The organism is Serratia sp. CY52157 (genome assembly GCF_052168495.1).
Classification (GTDB): domain Bacteria; phylum Pseudomonadota; class Gammaproteobacteria; order Enterobacterales; family Enterobacteriaceae; genus Serratia; species Serratia ureilytica.
This window is the reverse complement of the sequence record NZ_JBJNMO010000002.1, coordinates 549,560-570,176: the sequence shown is the minus strand read 5'-3', so window position 1 is coordinate 570,176 and position 20,617 is coordinate 549,560. Positions and strand designations below refer to the sequence as shown.

The 20,617-nt window shown below is 64.0% G+C and carries 15 protein-coding genes; 1 reads left to right on the top strand and 14 read right to left on the bottom strand.

Going from position 1 to position 20,617, the window contains the following annotated elements; all coding sequences use genetic code 11:
* Positions 1-3 precede the first annotated feature (3 nt).
* From urtD to trpS, 14 genes are all read right to left on the bottom strand, one after another.
* On the bottom strand, positions 4-810 hold the full coding sequence (urtD, locus tag ACJ8IP_RS12470; RefSeq protein ID WP_015377102.1) for an urea ABC transporter ATP-binding protein UrtD: 807 nt from the start codon (positions 808-810) through the stop codon (positions 4-6).
* Positions 807-1,883, bottom strand: a complete 1,077-nt coding sequence (urtC, locus tag ACJ8IP_RS12465) for an urea ABC transporter permease subunit UrtC (RefSeq protein WP_025302022.1) — start codon at positions 1,881-1,883, stop codon at positions 807-809. Before urtC ends, urtD begins: the two co-directional genes overlap by 4 nt.
* On the bottom strand, positions 1,883-3,463 hold the full coding sequence (urtB, locus tag ACJ8IP_RS12460; RefSeq protein WP_198793335.1) for an urea ABC transporter permease subunit UrtB: 1,581 nt from the start codon (positions 3,461-3,463) through the stop codon (positions 1,883-1,885). The genes urtC and urtB overlap by 1 nt, the downstream gene beginning before the upstream one ends.
* 56 nt (positions 3,464-3,519) lie before the next feature.
* A complete protein-coding gene (gene urtA, locus ACJ8IP_RS12455; RefSeq protein WP_025302020.1) occupies positions 3,520-4,788 on the bottom strand; it encodes an urea ABC transporter substrate-binding protein in 1,269 nt (422 codons plus the stop codon).
* Between the two features lie 35 nt (positions 4,789-4,823).
* A complete protein-coding gene (locus tag ACJ8IP_RS12450) occupies positions 4,824-5,534 on the bottom strand; it encodes a GntR family transcriptional regulator (RefSeq protein WP_164057438.1) in 711 nt (236 codons plus the stop codon).
* Positions 5,535-5,548: 14 nt separating this feature from the next.
* Positions 5,549-9,169 carry an urea carboxylase gene (uca, locus tag ACJ8IP_RS12445; protein ID WP_042785661.1) on the bottom strand — a complete coding sequence of 1,207 codons (3,621 nt, stop codon included), beginning with the start codon at positions 9,167-9,169 and terminating at the stop codon, positions 5,549-5,551.
* 2 nt (positions 9,170-9,171) lie between these two features.
* Positions 9,172-11,001 (bottom strand): allophanate hydrolase, encoded by a 1,830-nt coding sequence (gene atzF, locus ACJ8IP_RS12440; protein ID WP_164057408.1) that lies wholly within the window; start codon positions 10,999-11,001, stop codon positions 9,172-9,174.
* Positions 11,002-11,223: 222 nt separating this feature from the next.
* Complete coding sequence (locus tag ACJ8IP_RS12435; protein WP_442524406.1) at positions 11,224-13,791, bottom strand: putative mucin/carbohydrate-binding domain-containing protein; 2,568 nt, start codon at positions 13,789-13,791, stop codon at positions 11,224-11,226.
* 176 nt (positions 13,792-13,967) lie between these two features.
* Complete coding sequence (locus ACJ8IP_RS12430; RefSeq protein WP_004939471.1) at positions 13,968-14,432, bottom strand: DUF1456 family protein; 465 nt, start codon at positions 14,430-14,432, stop codon at positions 13,968-13,970.
* 231 nt (positions 14,433-14,663) lie between these two features.
* Positions 14,664-15,563, bottom strand: coding sequence for a phosphonate ABC transporter, permease protein PhnE (gene phnE / locus ACJ8IP_RS12425; protein WP_033642327.1), 900 nt, complete (start codon positions 15,561-15,563; stop codon positions 14,664-14,666).
* Positions 15,560-16,423, bottom strand: coding sequence for a phosphonate ABC transporter, permease protein PhnE (gene phnE, locus ACJ8IP_RS12420; protein ID WP_164107455.1), 864 nt, complete (start codon positions 16,421-16,423; stop codon positions 15,560-15,562). The genes phnE (ACJ8IP_RS12425) and phnE (ACJ8IP_RS12420) overlap by 4 nt, the downstream gene beginning before the upstream one ends.
* A gap of 78 nt (positions 16,424-16,501) precedes the next feature.
* The gene (gene phnD, locus ACJ8IP_RS12415; RefSeq protein WP_004939482.1) at positions 16,502-17,434 is read right to left on the bottom strand and encodes a phosphonate ABC transporter substrate-binding protein; all 933 of its coding nucleotides are present in this window, start codon (positions 17,432-17,434) and stop codon (positions 16,502-16,504) included.
* 41 nt (positions 17,435-17,475) lie between these two features.
* Positions 17,476-18,309, bottom strand: a complete 834-nt coding sequence (gene phnC / locus ACJ8IP_RS12410) for a phosphonate ABC transporter ATP-binding protein (RefSeq protein ID WP_069100206.1) — start codon at positions 18,307-18,309, stop codon at positions 17,476-17,478.
* A gap of 117 nt (positions 18,310-18,426) precedes the next feature.
* Complete coding sequence (trpS, locus tag ACJ8IP_RS12405; protein WP_197774455.1) at positions 18,427-19,434, bottom strand: tryptophan--tRNA ligase; 1,008 nt, start codon at positions 19,432-19,434, stop codon at positions 18,427-18,429.
* A 290-nt stretch (positions 19,435-19,724) separates the two neighbouring features.
* Between trpS and ACJ8IP_RS12400 the strand changes: the two genes are divergently transcribed.
* Complete coding sequence (locus tag ACJ8IP_RS12400) at positions 19,725-20,600, top strand: NAD(P)-dependent oxidoreductase (protein WP_198793336.1); 876 nt, start codon at positions 19,725-19,727, stop codon at positions 20,598-20,600.
* Positions 20,601-20,617: the final 17 nt, after the last annotated feature.

Sequence of the window (20,617 nt, the reverse complement as noted above, 5' to 3'; positions counted from 1 at the left end):
TCCTCAGCGCCCCAGATATACCTCAATCACCCGTTCATCGGCCTGCACCTGCGCCAGCGATCCTTCCGCCAGCACCTGTCCCTGATGCAGCACCGTCACGCGATCGGCAATGGTTTCCACAAACCCCATGTCGTGCTCCACCACCATCAGCGAATGCTTGCCCGCCAGCTCGCGGAACAGTTCGGCGGTGTAGTCGGTTTCAGCGTCGGTCATGCCGGCCGCCGGCTCGTCGAGCAGCAGCAGATGCGGTTCCTGCACCAGCAGCATGCCGATCTCGAGAAACTGTTTCTGCCCGTGGGACAGCAACCCGGCGGGCCGGTGGCGCTCATGCCCCAGCCGCAGGGTCTTCAGCATCTCGTCGATGCGGTCGCGCTGTTCGCTGCTTAAACGGGCGCGCAGGCAGGCCCATACCGACTTGCGGGTTTTCTGGGCGATCTCCAGATTTTCGAACACCGTCAGCGCCTCGAACACCGTCGGTTTTTGAAACTTGCGGCCGATGCCGGCATGGGCGATCTGCATCGGCGCCAGCCGGGTCAGATCGACGGTCTGGTCGTAAAACACCCTGCCGCTGTCCGGCCGGGTTTTGCCGGTGATCACATCCATCAGCGTGGTCTTGCCGGCGCCGTTGGGGCCGATCACGCAGCGCAGTTCGCCGACGCCAATGCGCAGCGACAGATCGGTCAGCGCGCGAAAACCGTCGAAGCTGACGTTGACGTTGTCGAGCTGCAGCACCGGATCGGTTTGCTGCCGGTATTTGTCCGCCGGCAGCGGATGGGTAAACAGTTCGTCGGTCACTTGCATCGCCTTCATGAGGATTTCCTCCGACGCAGCAGGCCAATCACCCCTTTGGGCAGAAACAACGTGACGACGATAAACATCAGGCCGAGGAAAAACTGCCAGTATTCGGGAATGGCCATGGTGAACCAGCTCTTGGCGCCGTTGACGATGCCGGCGCCGAGCAGCGGCCCCACCAGGGTGCCGCGCCCGCCGAGGGCGACCCAGATGGCGGCCTCGATGGAGTTGGTCGGCGACATTTCGCCGGGGTTGATGATGCCGACCTGCGGCACATAGAGCGCGCCGGCCAGCCCGCACAGCACCGCCGACAGTGTCCAGACGAACAGCTTGAAGCCCTTCGGATCGTAGCCGCAGAAGGTCAGGCGGTTTTCCGCATCGCGCACCGCGGTCAGCACCCGGCCGAACTTGCTGCGCGCCAGCGCAAAGCCGATGGCCAGGCTGGCGGCCAGCAGCAGCACCGTCGCCAGGAACAGCGCCACCCGCGTGCCGGCGGCGGTGATGGGAAAGCCGAGCAGCGTGGTGAAACCGGTAAAGCCGTTATTGCCGCCGAAACCGGTCTCGTTGCGAAAGAACAGCAGCATGCCGGCATAGGTCAGCGCCTGGGTCATGATCGAGAAGTACACCCCTTTGATTTTCGAGCGAAAGGCGAAGTAGCCGAACAGGAACGCCAACAGGCCCGGCACCAGCACGATCAGGCACAGCGCCCAGGCGAAATGCTGGGTGCCGCTCCAGAACCACGGCAGCTCGTTCCAGGAGAGGAACGCCATAAACGCCGGCAGCCCGTCACCCGCCGCCTGCCGCATCAGGTACATACCCATGGCGTAGCCGCCGAGCGCGAAGAACAGCCCGTGGCCGAGCGACAGCAGCCCGGCATAGCCCCACACCAGATCGAGCGCCACCGCCACCACCGCGTAGCACAGGATCTTGCCCGCCAGCGTCAGGGTATAGGTGGACACCGCCAGCGGATGATCCGCCGGCAACAACGTCATGAACGGCATGACCAGCAGCGCCAGCAACGCCAGCCCGCCGATGCTCAATGCCAGCCGGGGCGCTTTCTGCACGCCGGTTACGGTCAATGGTTGGCTCATCAGTCAATCACCCTGCCCTTAAGGGCGAACAGCCCCTGCGGACGCTTTTGAATAAACAGAACGATCAGCACCAGGATCAGGATCTTGCCCAACACGGCACCGATCTGCGGCTCGAGGATCTTGTTGACGATGCCGAGGCCGAAGGCCGCCACCACCGTCCCCGCCAGCTGGCCGACGCCGCCGAGCACCACCACCAGGAACGAGTCGATAATGTAACCTTGCCCCAGCTCCGGCCCGACGTTACCCAACTGCGACAGCGCCACCCCGCCGAGCCCGGCGATGCCGGATCCCAACCCGAAGGCCAGCATGTCCACCCGGCCGGTGGGCACGCCGCAGCAGGCCGCCATCGCGCGGTTTTGCGTCACCGCGCGCACGTTCATGCCGAGCCGGGTCTTGTTCAGCAGCAGCCAGGTCAACGCCAGCACCAGCAGCACGAACGCGATCACCGCGATGCGGTTCCACGGCAACACCAGGTTCGGCAACAGCTGCACGCCGCCCGACAGCCACGCCGGGTTGGCAACCTCGACGTTCTGCGCACCGAACAGCACCCGCACCAGTTGGATCAGCACCAGGCTGATGCCCCAGGTGGCCAGCAGGGTTTCCAGCGGCCGGCCGTACAGGTGGCGGATCACCGTGCGCTCCAGCAGCATGCCGATCCCGGCGGTGATGGCGAACGCCACCGGCAGCGCCGCCAGCGGGTAGAGCGCCAGCCACTGCGGCGCAAATTGCTGAAACAGCCCCTGCACCAGATAGGCGGAATAGGCGCCGAGCATCAGCATTTCGCCGTGCGCCATATTGATGACGCCGAGCAGGCCGTAGGTGATCGCCAGGCCAAGCGCCGCCAGCAGCAGGATCGAACCGAGCGACAGGCCGCTGAACGCCTGGCCGAGCAGATCGCCGATCATCAGGCGGTGCTGCACGCGCTGCAGGCTGCGCTGCGCCTCGGCGCGCACCGCGGCGTCCGGCTCATTGGCCGCATCGGTCAAGGCTTGCAGCCGCGCGCGGGTTTCCGGCTCGCCCGATTCTCCCAGCAGCCGCACCGCATTGAAGCGCACCTGCTGGCGGGCGTCGGCCAATTGCAGGTTCGCCAGCGCAATGCTCAGCGCGTCGCGTACCTGCGGGTCTTTCTCCTGCGCCAGCCGCCGGGTCAACAGCGGCAACTGCTCGCCCTGCGCCTCGCGCTGCAGCGCGGTCGCCGCCTGCAGCCGCACCGCCGCGTCCGCGCTGACCAACCGCTGCGTCGACAACGCGTTGGCGATCAGAATGCGCAGCCGGTTGTTCAGCCACACTTTCTTCGGCTCGCCAACCGGGGCCGCCTCACCTTCAAGCGGCAGATAGCGGTCGCCCTGGCGGATAAAGGCGCGTTTCGCCCCGTCGATCGCCACGGTTTCCTGCTGCAGCCCCTGCAGCAACGGCAGGCGCGCGGCGTCCGGCTCGGCCGCCCACGCCTGCAGCAGTTTGGCCTGCTGCGCGCGAGTGGCCGCCGCGAACTCATCGGCCGGCCCGGCCTGCGCCAGCAGGGGCCAGGCGCACAACAGCCACAGCCCGGCGCGCAGAGAGGATAAAAACGGAGATTGCATCAGCTGCCTCTTCTGTTGGGCCGGCGCGCGTCGAGCCGCGCCGGCGCTGAGTGACGTTACTTGCCGCCTTTCACCGGGTAATCCGGTTTTTTGTCGTTGCCGGCGATATACGGACTCCACGGCTGCGCGCGCACCGGCGCTTCGGTCTGCCACACCACGTTGAACTGGCCGTTGCCCTCGATCTCGCCGATCATCACCGGCTTGTGCAGGTGGTGATTGGTCTTGTCCATAGTCAGCGTGAAGCCCGACGGCGCGGCGAAGGTTTGCCCGGCCATCGCCGCGCGCACCTTATCGACGTCGGTGGTGCCGGCCTTTTCCACCGCCTGCGCCCACATGTGGAGGCCGACGTAGGTGGCCTCCATCGGATCGTTGGTGACCGCAGTGGCGTAATTCGGCAGATTGTGCGCCTTGGCGTAGGCTTTCCACTGGCTGACAAACTGTTTGTTGGTCGGGTTATCCAGCGATTCGAAGTAGTTCCAGGCCGCCAGGTTGCCCACCAGCGGTTTGGTGTCGATGCCGCGCAGCTCCTCCTCGCCGACCGAGAAGGCGATCACCGGCACGTCGGTGGCCTTGACGCCCTGGTTGGCGAGTTCTTTGTAGAACGGCACGTTGGAATCGCCGTTAATGGTGGAGATCACCGCGGTGTTGCCGCCGGCGGCGAACTTCTTGATGTTGGCGACGATGGTCTGGTAATCGCTGTAGCCGAACGGCGTATAGACCTCTTCGATATCCTTGTCCTGCACGCCTTTGCTGTGCAGGAAGGCGCGCAGGATCTTGTTGGTGGTGCGCGGATAGACGTAATCGGTGCCCAACAGGAAGAAGCGCTTGGCGCCGCCGCCGTCCTCGCTCAGCAGGTATTCCACCGCCGGGATCGCCTGCTGGTTCGGCGCCGCGCCGGTGTAGAACACGTTCGGCGACATCTCTTCGCCTTCGTATTGCACCGGATAGAACAACAGTCCGTTCAGCTCCTCAAACACCGGCAGCACCGACTTGCGCGACACCGAGGTCCAGCAGCCGAACACCGCCGCCACCTTGTCCTGGCTCAGCAGCTGGCGCGCCTTTTCGGCGAACAGCGGCCAGTTGGAGGCCGGATCCACCACCACCGGCTCCAGCTTTTTGCCGAGCACCCCGCCTTTGGCGTTGATCTCGTCGATGGTCATCAGCGCCACATCCTTCAGCGGCGTCTCGGAAATCGCCATGGTGCCGGAAAGCGAACTCAGAATACCGACCTTGATGGTGTCGGCGGCCTGCGCGCTCCAGGCCAGGCCCAGGCCGACAGCGGCGGCGGACAGCGCAAAAGCTTTGATAAAACGACGACGTTGCATAGTTCAAACTCCTGATGTGTGTGAAATCAAAATCGTTACGCCGAGCGCGCAGGCTGCTGAGCCCGCGCCTGGTGCAACATGTGCAGCGTTATTTTTCGCACTTCTGCCTTGCTGACGGCGATGTGCTCGCCGAGCAGCGTTTGCGCCTCCCCGCTTTGCCGCTGCAGGATCGCCTGCAAAATGGCGGCGTGCTCGCGGTAGGTGGCGTCCACCCGCGCCTGCTGGGTGAAATCCAGCCGGCGAATGATGCGGATCTTTTCGGTCAGTTCGCGGTGAATGCGCGCCATTTCGCCGTTGCCCGCCGCGGCCACCAACGCCTGATGAAACTGCTCATCGTGCTGCGACACCGCCTTGCCGTCCGCCAGGCGCGGCGCTTCGGTCCAAAAACGGCTCAGCGCCGACAGCGCGTCCGGCGTTTCCCCGGCCGGGCGTTCGCACAGCCGTTTCACCGCCTCTTGCTCCAGCACGATGCGCAGGTCGTACAGCTCTTCGAAGTAGGCGAAATCGAACGGCCGCACCTGCCAACCGCTGCGAAACAACACCTCGACATAGCCTTCGCGCTCCAGCCGAAACAGCGCCTGACGCACCGGCGTGCGGCTGGCCGCCATGCGCTGCGCCACGTCGCTTTCGCTGAAGCGATCGCCCGGCAGCAGGCGAAACTCGAAGATGTCGGCCTTGAGCTGCAGATAAATGCGCTCCGCCAACCCTTCCGGGCGCGCCTTGTGCTCTCCGTTGGTGATTTGCATCATCGCTCCTCCGTTCAGACCGCCTTTTCCAGCCACAGCAGGGCGTCGCCCGGCCCGACCGGCCGCCCCTGCCGGCAGCTGATGCGTTTAACGATCCCGGCGCGCGGCGCGGTGACCGCCAGCTCCATTTTCATCGCCTCGACCACGATCAGCGGCTGCCCGGCCGCCACCGCCTGCCCCGGTTCCACCAGGATTTTCCACACGCTGCCGTTCAGATCGGCGCTGACCAGATCGCCGTCGATGGCGTCTTCTTCCTCCGGCGGCAACAGTTGCGCCTCGGCCTCGTCGTCATCGCTGCGCCAGCGCGCCACTTCGGCGCTGAACGCCTGCTGCTGGCGATGCTGGAAGTCGGCGATCGCCTCGGCGTTGTCGGCCAGGAAACGGGTGTAGGCGGCGAAGTCGAACTCGCTCTCTTCGATGCGCACCTGCATGCGCCCTTCACGGAACGCTTCGCGCTGCTCGTCCAGCTCTTGCTCGCTGACCGGGTAGAAGCGCACCTGATCGAAGAAGCGCAGCAGCCAGGGCTCACCGGCGGTGAACTGCGGGTTTTTGAGAAACTTGTTCCAGATCGGCAGCGTGCGCCCCACCAGCTGGTAACCGCCCGGCGAATCCATGCCGTAGATGCACATGTACATGCCGCCGATGCCGACCGTCCCTTCGGCGGTGTGGGTGCGCGCCGGGTTGTATTTGGAGCTCAGCAGGCGATGGCGCGGATCGAGCGGCACCGCGCAGGGCGCGCCGAGGTAGACGTCGCCCAGCCCGAGGATCAGGTAGCTGGCGTCGAACAGAATGTCGCGCACCTGCTCGCGTCGGCTCAGGCCATTGATGCGCTGAATGAAATCGACGTTGTTCGGCAGCCAGGGCGCCGAGGCGCGCACCGTCTGTTGATAGCGATCCACCGCCCCCAGCGTGGCCGAATCCTCAAACGCCATCGGCAGCCACACGGTGCGCGTCGGCACCTTCAGGCGGCTGACGTCCCCCAGCGCCCGTTCGCGCGCCAGTAGGCGCTGCAGCAGGTCGGCCTGGCTAATCTGCCGGCTGTCGTAGCGGATCTGCAGCGAACGCACGCCGGGCGCCAGCTCCGCCACGCCCGGTATCGCCTCCTCACGCAGCGACTGCATCAGCAGATGAATGCGCAGCCGCAGCGCCAGATCGAGCACATTGTCGCCGTACTCCATCAAGATGTAGCCGTCCCCCGCCTGGCGATACGCCACCGCCGGGCGCCCTTCCGCCGCCGGCAGCGCCGCCAGCACCGCGGCGGAAACGGTCTCCGCCGGGGCCAGATCCGGCGGCGGCAGGGTGATGGCCTTCACCGCCGCCAGCGCTTCGATGCTGCCGAGCTGCGCCTGCTCCAGCGACTGCGCCTGCCGGAAGCCGATCGGATGGAAACGGATGCGGTCGCCCGGCTTCACCTGCCCCACTTTCCACAGTTCAGCCTTGGCGATGGTCACCGGGCAAACGAAGCCGCCGAGGCTGGGCCCGTCGCGGGTCAGGATCACCGGGAAGTCGCCGGTGAAGTTGATGGCGCCGATGGCGTACTCGCAGTCGTGCACGTTGGAAGGATGCAAACCGGCCTCGCCGCCGTCCTCCCGCGCCCACTCGGGCTTCGGCCCCGACAGGCGCACCCCGAGGCGGTTGGAGTTGTAATGCACCTGCCAGTCGGTGGCGAAAAAGGCCTCTATCGATTCAGCGGTGAAAAAGTCCGGCGCGCCGTGCGGCCCGTACAGCACGCCGATGTGCCACTGGTCGCCGTAGTGCGGGATCAGGCTGTCGTCCATCGCCTGCGGCGCGGCGATCGGCGCCGGCGTGGTGCTGGCCGCCAGCGCCGGTTGGGCGATCGCCAGCATGTCCGCCACGCGCAAGGTGCGCCCGGCGTGGCCGCCGAACTGGCCCAGCGCGAAGGTGGAGCGGCTGCCGAGATACACCGGCACGTCAAAGCCGTTGCGTACCGCCAGATAGGTGCGGCAGCCTTGCGTAGCGCGCCCCAGCGTCAATACCTGCCCGGCCCGCACCGCGATCGGCCGCCAGTAGGCGACCGCCTCGCCATCCAGATCGGCCGGGCAGCTCGCGCCCGTCAGCGCGATGGTGGCGTCGCAGTGAAAGCGCAGCGTCGGCCCCTGCAGGGTAAACTCCAACCCGGCGGCCGCCGGGTGGTTGCCGACGATGCGGTTGGCCAGCCGAAACGCGAAGTCGTCCATCGGGCCGGACGGCGGCACGCCGATGTCCCAATAGCCGAGGCGGCCGGGATAATCCTGCACGCTGCTGTAGGTGCCGGGTTGCAGCACTTCGAGGCAGTGCGGCTGGAAACGCACATCGTCCAGCAGGCGCGTCCAGACGTCGCCGCGCTGAAATTGCGGTGTGGCGATCACCTGCCGCAGATAGTCGAGGTTGGTGGCGATGCCGTGCAAACGGGTCGCCGCCAGCGCCACGCGCAATTTTTCCAGCGCCTGCGCCCGATCCGCGCCGTGCACGATCAGCTTGGCGATCATCGGGTCGTAAAACGCCGACACTTCGCTGCCGGTCGCCACCCAACCGTCGAGGCGCACGTCGTCAGGGAAATGCACCTCGGTCAGCACGCCGGGGCTGGGCTGGAAGTTTTTCAGCGGATCTTCGGCGTAGAGGCGCACCTCGATCGCCGCGCCCTGCGGCGCGCGTTGCAACGCCGCCCAATCCAGCGCGTCGCCCGCCGCCACCTGCAGCATGCATGCGATCAGATCCAGGCCGGTGACCATTTCGGTGACCGGGTGCTCGACCTGTAAGCGGGTGTTCACCTCCAGGAAATAAAACTCGTCGCGCGCGGCGTCATAGATAAACTCTACGGTGCCGGCGCTACGGTAATTCACCGACTCGCCCAGCGCCACCGCCGCCCGGTGCAGCGCCTGGCGGGTCGCCGCCGGCAGATGCGGCGCCGGGGTTTCCTCCACCACCTTTTGGTTGCGCCGCTGCAGCGAACAGTCGCGCTCGCCGAGCGCCGCCACCCGCCCCTGGCCGTCGCCGAAAATCTGCACCTCGACGTGGCGCGCCCGATCGACGAAGCGTTCGATAAAGGCGCCGGCGTCACGGAAGAACTGCTCTCCCAGCCGTTTGACGCTGTCGTACGCGTCGCGCAGCGCCGCCTCGTCGTCACAGCGCGTCAGGCCGATGCCGCCGCCGCCGGCGGTGCTTTTCAGCATCACCGGGTAGCCGATGCGCGCGGCGGCGGCGACCGCCTGCTCAACGCTCTCCAGCAAGCCGGTGCCCGGCGTCATCGGCACCCCGGCCAACGCCGCCAGCTCGCGCGCCCGGTGCTTGAGGCCGAACTCGCGCATCTGCGCCGCCGTCGGGCCGATAAAGGCGATGCCCGCCGCTTCGCAGGCGTCGGCAAACTCGGCGCTCTCGGACAAAAAGCCGTAGCCGGGGTAGATCGCCTGCGCGCCGGTGGCCGCTGCCGCCGCGAGGATCTTGTCGATGCGCAGGTAGCTGTCGGCGGCCTTGTCGCCGCCGAGCGCCACCGCCCTGTCGGCCTCGGCGACGTGCGGCGCATTGCGGTCGGCGTCGGAATAGACCGCCACGCTGGTTACGCCCAGGCGTTTCAGGGTGCGAATGGCGCGGCAGGCGATTTCGCCGCGGTTAGCGATCAGTACGGTAGTAAACATGTTCATGCCCCCTTAACGCTGGCGAGATAGTCGCGCCAGCCGCCAAACTCAGTGATATCCGTCGCGTCTTCCAGCGCCCAGGCTTCGCAGATAAACCCCTTCACCCGCCGGCCGTCCGCCAGCAGCAGCGTGCCGATGCCCAATGGCGCCGGGATTTCCGCCACAAACTCGCCGAAACGGGCCAGCGGGATGTCCCACAGCTCAACGCGGATCGCCGCCCCCTGCGCCGCGCGCGCCAGCCCCGGCTTCGGCGGCTCGGTATCGGCCAGCGCATACAGGCGATAGCAGGGGGCGGTAGCGGTTTGCTCCACCTGCACCGCGTCGCGCTGTGTCAACTGGACGTTGAGCGGCATGCCGCTCAGGTGAGCGCCCACTACCGCCAGACGCACGTGCCCTGTGGACGGCGCAGACACAGGCTGCGGCGGCAACGCCCGGCCGATAGCGCCGAGCGGCAAGGCGCTTTGTCGTTGCCAGCGCACGCCAAACGCCGCCAGCGCCCGGTCATGCCAGGCGGGCGCAATCAGGGTGATGCCCGCCGGCAGACCGTCTTCGCGCAGCGGCCCCGGCAGCGCCAGCGCGCTCAGATCGGCCAGGTTGGTGAAATTGGTGTAAGTGCCGAATTGCGAATTGAACAGCACCGGCTCCTGCGCCATCTCCGCCAGGGTGCGGATAGTGGGCGCGGTCGGCACCACCAGCGCGTCGAACGGCGCCAGCCGCTGGGCGATTTGCCGCGCCAGCTCGGCGCGCAGGTATTCCGCCTTGTAGGCGTCGCAGGCGCTGTAGCCGAGGCCGTTGCCGACGATGCCGCGCACCACCGGATCGATAGCCTGCGGGCTCGCTTCCAGCACCTGCTCAATGGCTACCGTGCGCTCCGCCACCCAGGGGCCGTAATACAGCTGCTCCGCCAGAGTGCGAAACGGCGCGAAATCGAGGGGTTCCAGCGTGGCGCCGCCCGCCTGCAGCTGCGCCAGCGCTCGGTGAAACGCCCGCTCGGCCTGAACATCGCCGAAAAACTCCAGCTGGGCGGGAACGGCGAAACGCGGCGCGGCGGGGATATCCGCCGGCGCGGTATGCGGATCGGGGCGGGAATACGGGTCTGCCGCGTCAAAGCCGCTCGCCAGTTCCGCCACCAGCGCGGCGTCGGCCACCGTCAGCGCGAAAACCGACACCGTATCGTTCAACCGGCAGGCCGGCACCACGCCGCGGTTGGACAACCGCCCCTTGGTCGGCTTCAGCCCGACGATGTTGTTGAACCCGGCGGGCACACGCCCCGAACCGGCGGTGTCGGTGCCGAGCGCGAACGGCACCAGGCCGCGCGCCACCACCGAGGCGGAGCCGGAGCTGGAACCGCCGCTGACGTAGCGGCTGTCGAAGCTGTTGACCACTGCGCCATGCGGTGAGCGAGTGCCTACCAACCCGGTAGCGAACTGGTCGAGGTTGGTTTTACCAAGGGCGATCGCCCCGGCGGCGCGCAGGTGGGCGACCACGGTGGCGTCCGCCGCGGCCTGATAGGTGAACGCCGGGCAGGCGGCGCTGGTCGGCCAGCCGCCGACGTCGATATTGTCTTTGATGGCGAAGGGCACGCCGAACAGCGGCAGGCGGCTGAGATCGCCGGCGACCGCCTCGAGCCTCTGTGCCAGCTGCCGATACTGCTGCTCGCGCTGCGCCGGCGTAGCGAGATACAGCCAGGCGTTATCGTCTGGGTTCAGCCCGGCGACCAGCGTTTCGATCGTCGCACTGACGCAGGCAAGGCGCTCGCCCGCCGGGCGGGTTTGGTAATGGTGTTGCCATTCACTGAGGGTAAAACCGCACGCTACAACAGGTTCGCTCATCGACTGAATTCCATCTGGTACACAAGATGGGATTCAACAGAGCAACCGGCGTGCCAATTTTTAATCTCATGATTTCAATAAATTATAATTAAAACTTATGACGGCGGCGGCAAACGGGCTGCACCAGCGGCGCGCAGCGGGAGAACAAAAAGAGTGCAATGGCGGGATGATGCAGAGGAAAAACCGGGGCGACGCACTCGCCGCCCCGCAGGCCGATGGGGATCAGTCGTTGATGCGTTTCAAACCGACCGGCGTAATGCAGTAGGTCTGTTGCTTGCCCTTCTCCGCCAGCCGCAAGTGCTGCATTTCGTTGACGATCGCCAGGCGGTTGTCCGGCTCTTCATGCCGCAGATGAATCACTTCACCGCCGTAACCCGACAGCGGCAACACCCAGGTTTTGGCCGGTTGATTCTGGCTGCCGATGACGTCGTAGCTGAGCAAGACGTTGCCGTCCGCATCCGTCACGCTGAGGAAGGCATAGCTGTCGGCAAAGTAGTGGTGAGCAATCCCCGCCGCCAGCGTGACGGTAACGGTTTTCTTCACCAGATCGATGGCGCCGGTCAGGAACTGGCGATCGCCAATCCCTTTGCACGCCACGGTAAACGCATTGCCGACGTTGGCGCCCGGCGGCGTATTGTCGGCCGGCAGGCAATCCCGATAGGTCGCCAACAGTGACTCGCGCTGCGGCTCGGCAAAGGCGCCGAACGCCAGATAAATATCGTCCTTGAACGACGACGATGGCGCATAGTAAGCCGGCAACAGGCGACGCAAACGCTGCGCCGCCTGTTCCAGGCGCGCCAGCAGCGCCTGCTCGGGATCGCCGGGCAACGCCGGGTTTTTCAGCCCGCTGGTTTCGATGCGCAGTACGTTGGTTTTGTTTTTGTTATCGATGACGTCGGCCGCCGCCGGATTCAAACGCACCCGGCTCGGCTCCACATGGTAAATCTCGATGTCATCGCCCTCGGCAAACGGCAGCTCGTCATGACTTAACGTAGCCTGAGTGCCCTGAATCTCCTTGCTGAAGCGCACCGCGCCCTGCCGATCGCGCAGCGTCACCCGGGCATAGGTTTCACCGGGGAAGTAGGCGTGCGGCGTGGTGCTGGTCACGTCAACCACCACCGCTCCTTTGGCGCGATCGACGACCACGGTGGCGAAGACCGCATCGCTCAGGCCCAACAGATTGATCTCCTGCGAAACGATCGGCGAAGCGGCTTTGCGCTCGAAGCGAAGCGTCACCGCGTTTTTCCCCTGCTTCACCGTCAGGTAACCCGCCGTCGGCCGATATTTACGATCTTTGCCGGTCGGCAACCGCAAGGTATACACGCCGATCGGCAGCGCAGTCAGCGCCAGGGTCGGCGTGTCGATACGGACTTTGTGGGCATAGCGCGCCCCTTCCATCAGGATCAGGTCTTCACCGTAGATCTGCGCAAAGTCATCGATATCCAGACTCAGGGTGACGTCGCCTTTCAGCCCGCTGGCCTTGAGCTGGCAGGAATCGACCAGCCGCAGCGAGGAATCCAGTTTCAGCTGCGCCTGCACCGCCGGCAGACTCTGCGCGTCCACCAGTTGATACAGCGGATACACCGCCTTGGCGTGGCTGAACGCGTTGCGATCGCGCTGCGCTTGGGTGATCACGCCGCCGGTCAGCTCGACGAAAGGCGTCACGTCGATCTGCTCACCGGCCGCGGCGAAGCTTGCCGACAGCAGGTCCAGCAAGGCATGTTCCGACGGCACGAAGCCCGGCGTATTGCAGCTTTGACGATATTGCTGATTAAAGTGCGTGAAGGCGTTCTTGCCTGCCTTGTCGACCATCAGCATCGCAAAGAACAGCTTGGAGCGCAGATCCCACTGGTTGAGCGGCATGCCCTGAGCGATCAAATCGATGATTTTCTTCTCGACGGCGGCCGCGTTGCCGTAGTTATACAGCCACCCCTCCTGGTATTTGCGTTCCCCCAGCATCACGTCCTGATAGCAAGCGGCATAAATATTGTTCCACATCTCACCGGTGGAGAAATATTTGTCGCCCATAAAGTGCCCCTGATAGCCGTGCGCGATCTCATGCAGGCTGCCCCAGTTGCTGTCTTTCGGCGTCAGCCAGAAGCTGCTGACCGAGTTGCTGGTTTCCGCCGTCCAGCGGCCGCCGTAATACGCGGCGCCGGCGCCGTGCTTATCGGCCTTCATAAAGTAGCGGTTGCGAATATTGCGATCGGATTCGTGTTCAGCCTCGAACGAGACGCCGGTCAGCGCATTGTAGAAAGTGAAAATGCGATCGTAGTAGGCGATCAGCCCGTCGATGTTTTTCGCGTCGCCCAGCGACTTCAGCGCCGGTTTACTGATTTTCGGCACCAGCAACACTGCGTACTCCGCATCGACCAGGGCAAACTCGGCGTCCCGATCGTCCCAGCGGGCAAAGAATGCGGCTTCGTTTTCGCCACGGCGATAAACCGGCAGCGCTTTCGCCGTGTCCGGGTACTCGAACTCCAGCGCCGGCTCGCCCTGCCCATACGGCGTATCGATGAACGGCACCGAGACGGCATTGACCTGGGCCTCGACCCAGCTCGCGCCGACGCTGAATTCCGCCTCCGTTTTGCTGTCGTCATTCAGCAAGCGCAGCGTGAGCTTGCCGGTAAACGCCGCGTTGGTCTGGCGCACTCGCAGCACCTGCCCGGCGGCGAGAATGACGCCCAGGTGCTGGCGATCGTGATCGATGCCTTTGCTCATGCCTGCCGCATCCAGCCAGACCGGCCGGGTCAACGTGTAAAGTGATTGGGTTTTCGTGATGGTTGGCATCCTGCTTTCCTCATGGTTTGGGTGATTGAATTGACCATGAAAAAGTAACCGGATGGGCGGCACGCCCTCCATCGATGGCGGGTGGCTGAGGGCCAGTACAACAAAGGTAGGAGGGAGGAGACAATAAAAAAGGCGCAACCTTGCGATTGCGCCTGATGTTCGGTGAACGCTGCGCGTTACTCGCCGCGAACGCGCTGCGCCAACCCTTTGAGGAAGTAGCGCAGCATCTGATCGCCGCACGGGCGGTAATTCTTGGTGCCCTCTTTGCGGAACAGCGCGCTCAGCTCCGGCTTGGAGATGCGGAAGTCCACCGCGGTGAAGATCTGGTGCATGTCGGTATCTTTCAGCTCGAACGCCACGCGCAGCTTTTTCAGCACCAGGTTATTGGTGATCGGCAGTTCAACCGCCGGCGCCGGGAACTTGTCGTCCTTGCCGCGCTTGAAGAACACCAGGCCGTTGAGGAAGTGCGCCATCACTTCGTCAGGGCACTTCTCGTAGCCCGGCTCGCCTTCTTTGATCACGTAAGCGTCCATCGCCGACACCGCCACCTCGAAATCGTCCAGTTTGATAATCTCGACCATTTTGGCGTTGTTAATGCTCAGCATATAGCGCACGCTGCGCAGCACGTCGTTGTTCATCATGGGATTGCATTGCCTTTACTTGTCTAACGGGGACGTGCGCATTGTAAAAAAATGCCCCATACCCAAAATAATTGGAGTTGCATCGCGGCGGCAAATTTGTAAGCCCCCGGAGCATAGTTAACTATGTGACCGGGGCGCGCAAATGCAGCCAACAAAGAGGCAGCTCCAAGTATGACGGGTATGGCCGCACACCTTGAATGTGCGGCAGTATAGGGATCGGCAAGGGGTTTCTCAATCGATTTGGCTTTTTTGCTGATACAGCGGGATATCTTCGCCGATGATGTACTTGTTGCGCAGCATCGACGAGACCTTGTCCATGATCATCACCACCACCACCAGGATCAGGGTGATGAACATCACTACGTCCCAGTTCCACAGCCGCATATTCTCCGCATACACCAGGCCGATGCCGCCGGCACCGACGAAGCCCAGCACCGCCGCTGAGCGGGTGTTGGACTCGATCTGGTACAGGCTGAGCGCCAGGAAGGTGGGGAACGACTGGGTGAAAATGCCGTAACGGTGCTTCTGCAACCCGTTGGCGCCCACCGCCGTCAGGCCGCGGCTGGGGGACTTGTCCACCGCCTCATGGCCTTCGGCGTACAGTTTGCCCAGCAGCCCGACGTCCTGCATCACGATAGCCAACACCCCGGCAAGCGGCCCCATGCCGACGGCGCGCACGAAGATCAGCCCCCAGATCGCCATGTCGATGCCGCGCAGCACGTCCAGCAAGCGGCGCACCAGCACCGAAATTGGCCGCAGCAGCGGCGTCGACATCACGTTGCGCGCGGCGAAGAACGACAGCGGCAGCGCGATCAGCGACGCGGTGATGGTGCCGGCGAACACGATGGCAATGGTGATGCCGATCTGCTGGAAGTAGTACATGAACGGCCAGTTGGCGAAGTCATGCCAGACGAACATGCGCAGGAAATAGCGCCCCAGCTGCTGGCAGCCGTTGATAAACTGCGGCCAGCTAATGCCGAAGACCAGGAAGAAGAACACGTAGTACAGCACGATCGCCAAGGCGATCAGGCCGACGGTGCGCAGGTAGCGCCCCTGCTGCGCGAAGATCGCCGGATGCTGCTGTTTCAACTGGCGCAGCGTTTCCGCCGATGCCGGAGTGCCCGCTGTCATTTTGCCCCCTCCACCACGCGCTTGCGCAGCTCGCCCGACACGTAGTCGAGCACGGAAACCACCACGATGATCAGCAGCAGCGTCATGCTGACCTGATCGTAACGGTCGAGTTTAATGTTGGTCATCAGCTCCTGGCCGATGCCGCCCGCCCCCACCAGCCCCAAAATGGTCGACTGGCGGAAGTTGATCTCCAGCCGCATGAAGCTGTAGGAGAGAAACACCGGCTTCACCTGCGGCCACAGGCCGAAGCGCATGCGCTGCAGCGGCGTGGCGCCGCAGGCCGCCAGCCCGCGCACCGGTTTGTTGGAGGCGGTTTCGAGCGATTCGTAGAACAGCTTGGTCAGGCTGCCGATGGTGTGCAGCGCCAGCGCCAGGAAGCCGGGAATGGCGCCGATGCCGAACGCCATCACGAACATCACCGCCCACGCCAGCTCCGGCATGGTGCGCAAGAACGCCACCAGCGTGCGGATCGCGAGCCGCACCGAGGCCGGAGTATAGGTGTTGCCGGCCGCCAGAAATGCCAGCACGGTCGCCACCAGCACCGAGAAAATGGTCGCCGCCAGCGCCAGCTGCAGGGTCTCCCAGATCAGCGGCAGCTGAATGTTCAGGCGATAGCCCCAGTAGGCCAGCGAGCCTTCGGTACGCCCATCGGCGAACAGCAGGTTCCAGTGCAGCGTCGGCACGGTTTCGGCCAGGTAGTCGAAGAAGTGCGGAATAGACACCCAGACGGTGTACAGGTTGAACTCGGCGAGGTTGCCGGCGCCCAGGTACAGCACCACCAGCCCGAGCGACCACAGCAGCGCTTCGCGCTTTTGCTTGCTGCGGATCCGTTGGTAATAGTGTGCGAAATCGGTATTCAAAACAGGTCTTCCATCGTTATGGAACAAGGGGTTCAGCATGCTGAACCCCTTCATTCGGGCGGCCGAGGCAGCCGGGAATCAACGGTCGCCTTTGGTCAGCTCGCGCTTCATATCGATGATGGTCTGGTATTCCGCCAGGGTGGTGTCGCCGATGTGCTGTTTGCCGCCCATCGCTTTGATAAAGCACGCGTGATCGTCTTTATCCAGCTTCTTGATGGCGGTGACCACTTTGGCCTTGAAGTCGGCCGGCAGCGAGTTGCTCACCAGGATCGGGCCGTTCGGGATCAGCGGCGACTGCCAGATGATGCGGATCTGTTTCATCAGGTCCGGATGATCCATGCGGATCATGCGGGTGAACGCGCCGCTGGTGTAGCCGGTGTTGTAGTCGCCGATCATCGACGCCCAGGTCACCGCGCCTTCGAACTGGCCGTTCAGCACGCCGAGGATGTCCTGCTCGTGGCCGCCGGAGAAGGTGACGCTGGAGAAGGTGTTGTTGTATTTATTGTCGACCGTGCCGCCGAACAGTTTTTTAAACGCCTGGTTCGGGATCAGGAAGCCGGAGGTGGAATCCGGATCGGCGAAGCCGATGGCCTTGCCCTTCAGGTCTTCCAGTTTCTGGTACGGGCTGCCGGCCTTCACTACCACCACCGAGTGGTAGCCGCGCGACTGGTCGACGTCGTCAACCGCGATGCCGACGATGTCCACCGCTTTCGGATCCTTGATGTAAACCGAAGCGAACGACGACGGCGACATGCTCAGCACCAGGTCAATCTTGCCGCCCAGCAGGCCCTGGATCACGCCGGAATAGTCGGACGAGTTGCGCAGCTTGGTATCGACGTTCAACTCTTTATCCAGGAACTGCTTCACGCACTGGTTATCGCCGATCTGCTGGGTGGCGTTCTGGCCGCCGAGAATGCCCAGGTTCAGCTCTTTCGGCGCATCCGCTGCGGCAGCATTAAATACCATCATCGCGCCGGCCATCAGGGTGGTCAGACTCAATACTTTTTTCATTAGGTGTGCCTTGTGTGTAAAGGGTAAAGGTCAAAAGTGCTTCAATGGATCTGATTGGCTTCCTCGCCATACAGCTGGTGCAGGATCCGTTCGTTCAGTTGCGAAGGATGCCCGTCAAACACGATCTTCCCGTGGGCGATGCCGATCACCCGCGAGCAATACTCTTTCACCAGTTCGACCGAGTGCAGGTTCACCATCACCGCGATGCCGTCTTCGCTGATTTTCTGCAGCGCGTCCATGATGCGGCGGGTGTTTTTCGGATCGAGCGACGCCACCGGCTCATCAGCCAGCAGGATTTGCGGGTTTTGCATCAGCGCGCGGCAGATGGCGACGCGCTGCATCTGGCCGCCGGAGAGGTGCTCGGCGCGCTGCAGCGCGTGCGGCAGCATGTTGAGCCACTGCAACAGCTCGATGGCGCGAGCGCGGTCGGCGTCATCGAACAGTTTGAAGAAGGATTTCAGGGTGGAGGTGTGGCTCAGGCGCCCCAGCAGTACGTTGGTCATCACGTCCAGCCGCGGCACCAGGCAGAAGTCCTGGAAGATCATGCCGCAGCGCGCGCGCCATTGGCGCATCTGGCGGCCGGCAAGCTGGGCGATATCCTGCGCCACGCCATCGTCTTCGAAGTGCAGCATCTCGCCGCAGCTGGAAGGAATGGTGCCGTTGAGGGTATGCAGCAGCGTGGACTTGCCTGCGCCGGAGCGGCCGATCACCGCCACGAATTCACCGGCGTGCAGATCGAAATTGATGTCATCCAGCACGCGCTGCTGCGCTTTGTAAGCTTTGCCGAGCCCCTTGACCGATAACACTTTGCGGGATGCGGCGACGTGCTGCCCTGGAAAGTCGTGCTGCGCCAATTTTAACAGTGCCTGAGCCATATGATTTCTCTGGTTTCAGTGGCTAATCATTATGGGCACCTATTAACGGATAAGTTTATGACAGTGGGATGATGGTTTTATGGCCGGGGCGTGACGCGTGCCGCCCCGGCGTGCGCATCATTCCAGGCTAAAGAAGTCCAGCCCCAGCGCCGCCTTGACCTGCTGCAGCGTCTGCTGGCTGACCTGATGCGCGCGGCGGGTGCCATGCTGCAGGATGCGCGTCAGCTCGCCTTTATCGGCGATGAATTCGGCGCGGCGGGTGCGGATCGGTTCGAGCAGGCTCTGCAGGCAATCCTCCAGCAGCCGTTTGATTTTCACGTCCCCCAACCCGCCGCGCCGGTAGTGCGCCTTCAGCTCCGCCACCCGCGCGGCGTCTTCGCAGAAGGCGTCCAGATAGGTAAACACCATGTTGCCCTCCACCCGGCCGGGATCGCTGACGTTGAGATGGCCGGGATCGGTGAACATGCTCATCACCGCCTTGTGCACCTCGTCGGCGCCGGCGCCAAGCTGAATGGCGTTGCCGCGCGATTTCGACATTTTGCCCTGCCCGTCCAGCCCCGGCAGACGCCCGACGTTGCTTAACAGCGGCTGGCACTCCGTCAGCACCGGTTGGCCGACGATGTGGTTGAAGCGCCGCACGATCTCGTTGGTTTGCTCCAGCATCGGCAGCTGATCCTCGCCGACCGGCACGTGGGTGGCGCCGAAGGCGGTGATGTCCGCCGCCTGGCTGACCGGATAGATCAGAAAACCGGCCGGCAGGCTGCGGGCGAAATCCTTCTCGGCGATTTCGCTTTTCACCGTCGGGTTGCGTTCCAGCCGCGCCACGCTGACCAGGTTGAGGTAGTACATCGTCAGCTCGGCCAACGCCGGCAGCGCCGACTGCAGGCAAATGGTGGTCTTGTGCGGATCGATGCCGACCGCCAGATAGTCGGCCACGACGTTGAGCACGTTGGCGCTGATTTTTTGCGGGTTGTTGCCGTTGTCGGTCAGGCCCTGCAGATCCGCCACCATCACCGTTTGGTTATGCTGGTGCTGCAGTTCGACGCGCTGGCGCAGCGAGCCGACGAAGTGGCCTAAATGCAGTGGGCCGGTGGCGCGATCGCCGGTAAGAATGGTGTAGCTCATGACAGTGCTCCTGAAGGTCTGTAGACCGCCGGATCAACGCCACAAAAAATAATGCCGCCAAACCGGCGGCATTAAAAAGAGATGTGAATACTCGTGCCGCCTCAGAAGAGGCGCCACCATGACTGATTGTGGGTGGAGTGCATCGATATATTCATGCCATCAAGGTATACCCGCAGCGGCAGCGCGTCAATAGCCCGCCGCCGGCGCGTAAGACGGCGTTACACTCCGGCATTTGCGTTCCTGGCCTGGCGCGCTAGGGTAAAACCTTCAACCTGAAAAAGGAGCGCATGATGAAGATCGGATTTGCCGGACTGGGTGGGATGGGCAGCGCCATGGCGGCCAACCTGTTGCAGGTGGGCTTCGCCTTAACGGTATGGAACCGCTCGCCGCAGGCGGCACAGCCGCTGGTGAGTGCCGGCGCGCAGCAGGCCGAACGGCCGGAGCAGCTGGCCGATGCCGACGTGCTGATCACCATGCTGGCCGACGATGCCGCCACGCAACAGGTGGTGGTTGACAGCGGGTTGCTGCAACGGATGAAACCGGGCGCGCTGCATATCAACATGGCAACCATCTCGGTCGAACTCGCCCAGCGTTTGACGGCGCTGCATGCGGAACACGGCATCGGCTATCTCGCCGCGCCGGTGCTGGGACGGGTCGACGTGGCCGCCGCCGGCAAGCTGAATATTCTGGCGGCCGGCGATAGCGAGCTACTGAAGCAAGCGCAGCCGCTGTTCGATGCCCTCGGCCAGAAAACCTGGCACTTCGGCGCCGATCCGGCGCAGGCCAACGTGGTCAAAATCGCCACCAACTTTACGCTGGCCAGCGCCATTGAAGCGATGGCGGAAGGCAGCGCGCTGGTGCGCAACTACGGCGTTTCCGGCGCCGACTACCTGCAGATGCTGAGCGGCACCGTCTTCGCCGCCCCGGCCTATCAGGGCTATGGCGCGCTGATCGCCGCCGAGAAGTATTCACCCGCCGGATTCCGCTTGGCGCTGGGGCTGAAGGACGTCGGGCTGGCGCTGGCCGCCGGCGCCGACAGCCATACGCCGATGCCGTTCGCCGGGGTGCTGAAGGACAACTTCCTCGACGCGATGGCGCAGGGGGATGCGGATCTGGACTGGGCGGCGCTGGCCAAGGTAGCGGCGCGACGAGCGGGCCTGAAATAACGAACGGGGGCGTTGGC

Excerpts from the sequence above, each read along its gene's own strand:
- urtD (WP_015377102.1), bottom strand. The coding sequence starts at position 810 with ATGAAGGCGATGCAAGTGACCGACGAACTGTTTACCCATCCGCTGCCG.
- urtC (WP_025302022.1), bottom strand. The coding sequence starts at position 1,883 with ATGAGCCAACCATTGACCGTAACCGGCGTGCAGAAAGCGCCCCGGCTG.
- urtB (WP_198793335.1), bottom strand. The coding sequence starts at position 3,463 with ATGCAATCTCCGTTTTTATCCTCTCTGCGCGCCGGGCTGTGGCTGTTG.
- urtA (WP_025302020.1), bottom strand. The coding sequence starts at position 4,788 with ATGCAACGTCGTCGTTTTATCAAAGCTTTTGCGCTGTCCGCCGCCGCT.
- ACJ8IP_RS12450 (WP_164057438.1), bottom strand. The coding sequence starts at position 5,534 with ATGCAAATCACCAACGGAGAGCACAAGGCGCGCCCGGAAGGGTTGGCG.
- uca (WP_042785661.1), bottom strand. The coding sequence starts at position 9,169 with ATGTTTACTACCGTACTGATCGCTAACCGCGGCGAAATCGCCTGCCGC.
- atzF (WP_164057408.1), bottom strand. The coding sequence starts at position 11,001 with ATGAGCGAACCTGTTGTAGCGTGCGGTTTTACCCTCAGTGAATGGCAA.
- ACJ8IP_RS12435 (WP_442524406.1), bottom strand. The coding sequence starts at position 13,791 with ATGCCAACCATCACGAAAACCCAATCACTTTACACGTTGACCCGGCCG.
- ACJ8IP_RS12430 (WP_004939471.1), bottom strand. The coding sequence starts at position 14,432 with ATGATGAACAACGACGTGCTGCGCAGCGTGCGCTATATGCTGAGCATT.
- phnE (WP_033642327.1), bottom strand. The coding sequence starts at position 15,563 with ATGACAGCGGGCACTCCGGCATCGGCGGAAACGCTGCGCCAGTTGAAA.
- phnD (WP_004939482.1), bottom strand. The coding sequence starts at position 17,434 with ATGAAAAAAGTATTGAGTCTGACCACCCTGATGGCCGGCGCGATGATG.
- phnC (WP_069100206.1), bottom strand. The coding sequence starts at position 18,309 with ATGGCTCAGGCACTGTTAAAATTGGCGCAGCACGACTTTCCAGGGCAG.
- trpS (WP_197774455.1), bottom strand. The coding sequence starts at position 19,434 with ATGAGCTACACCATTCTTACCGGCGATCGCGCCACCGGCCCACTGCAT.
- ACJ8IP_RS12400 (WP_198793336.1), top strand. The coding sequence starts at position 19,725 with ATGAAGATCGGATTTGCCGGACTGGGTGGGATGGGCAGCGCCATGGCG.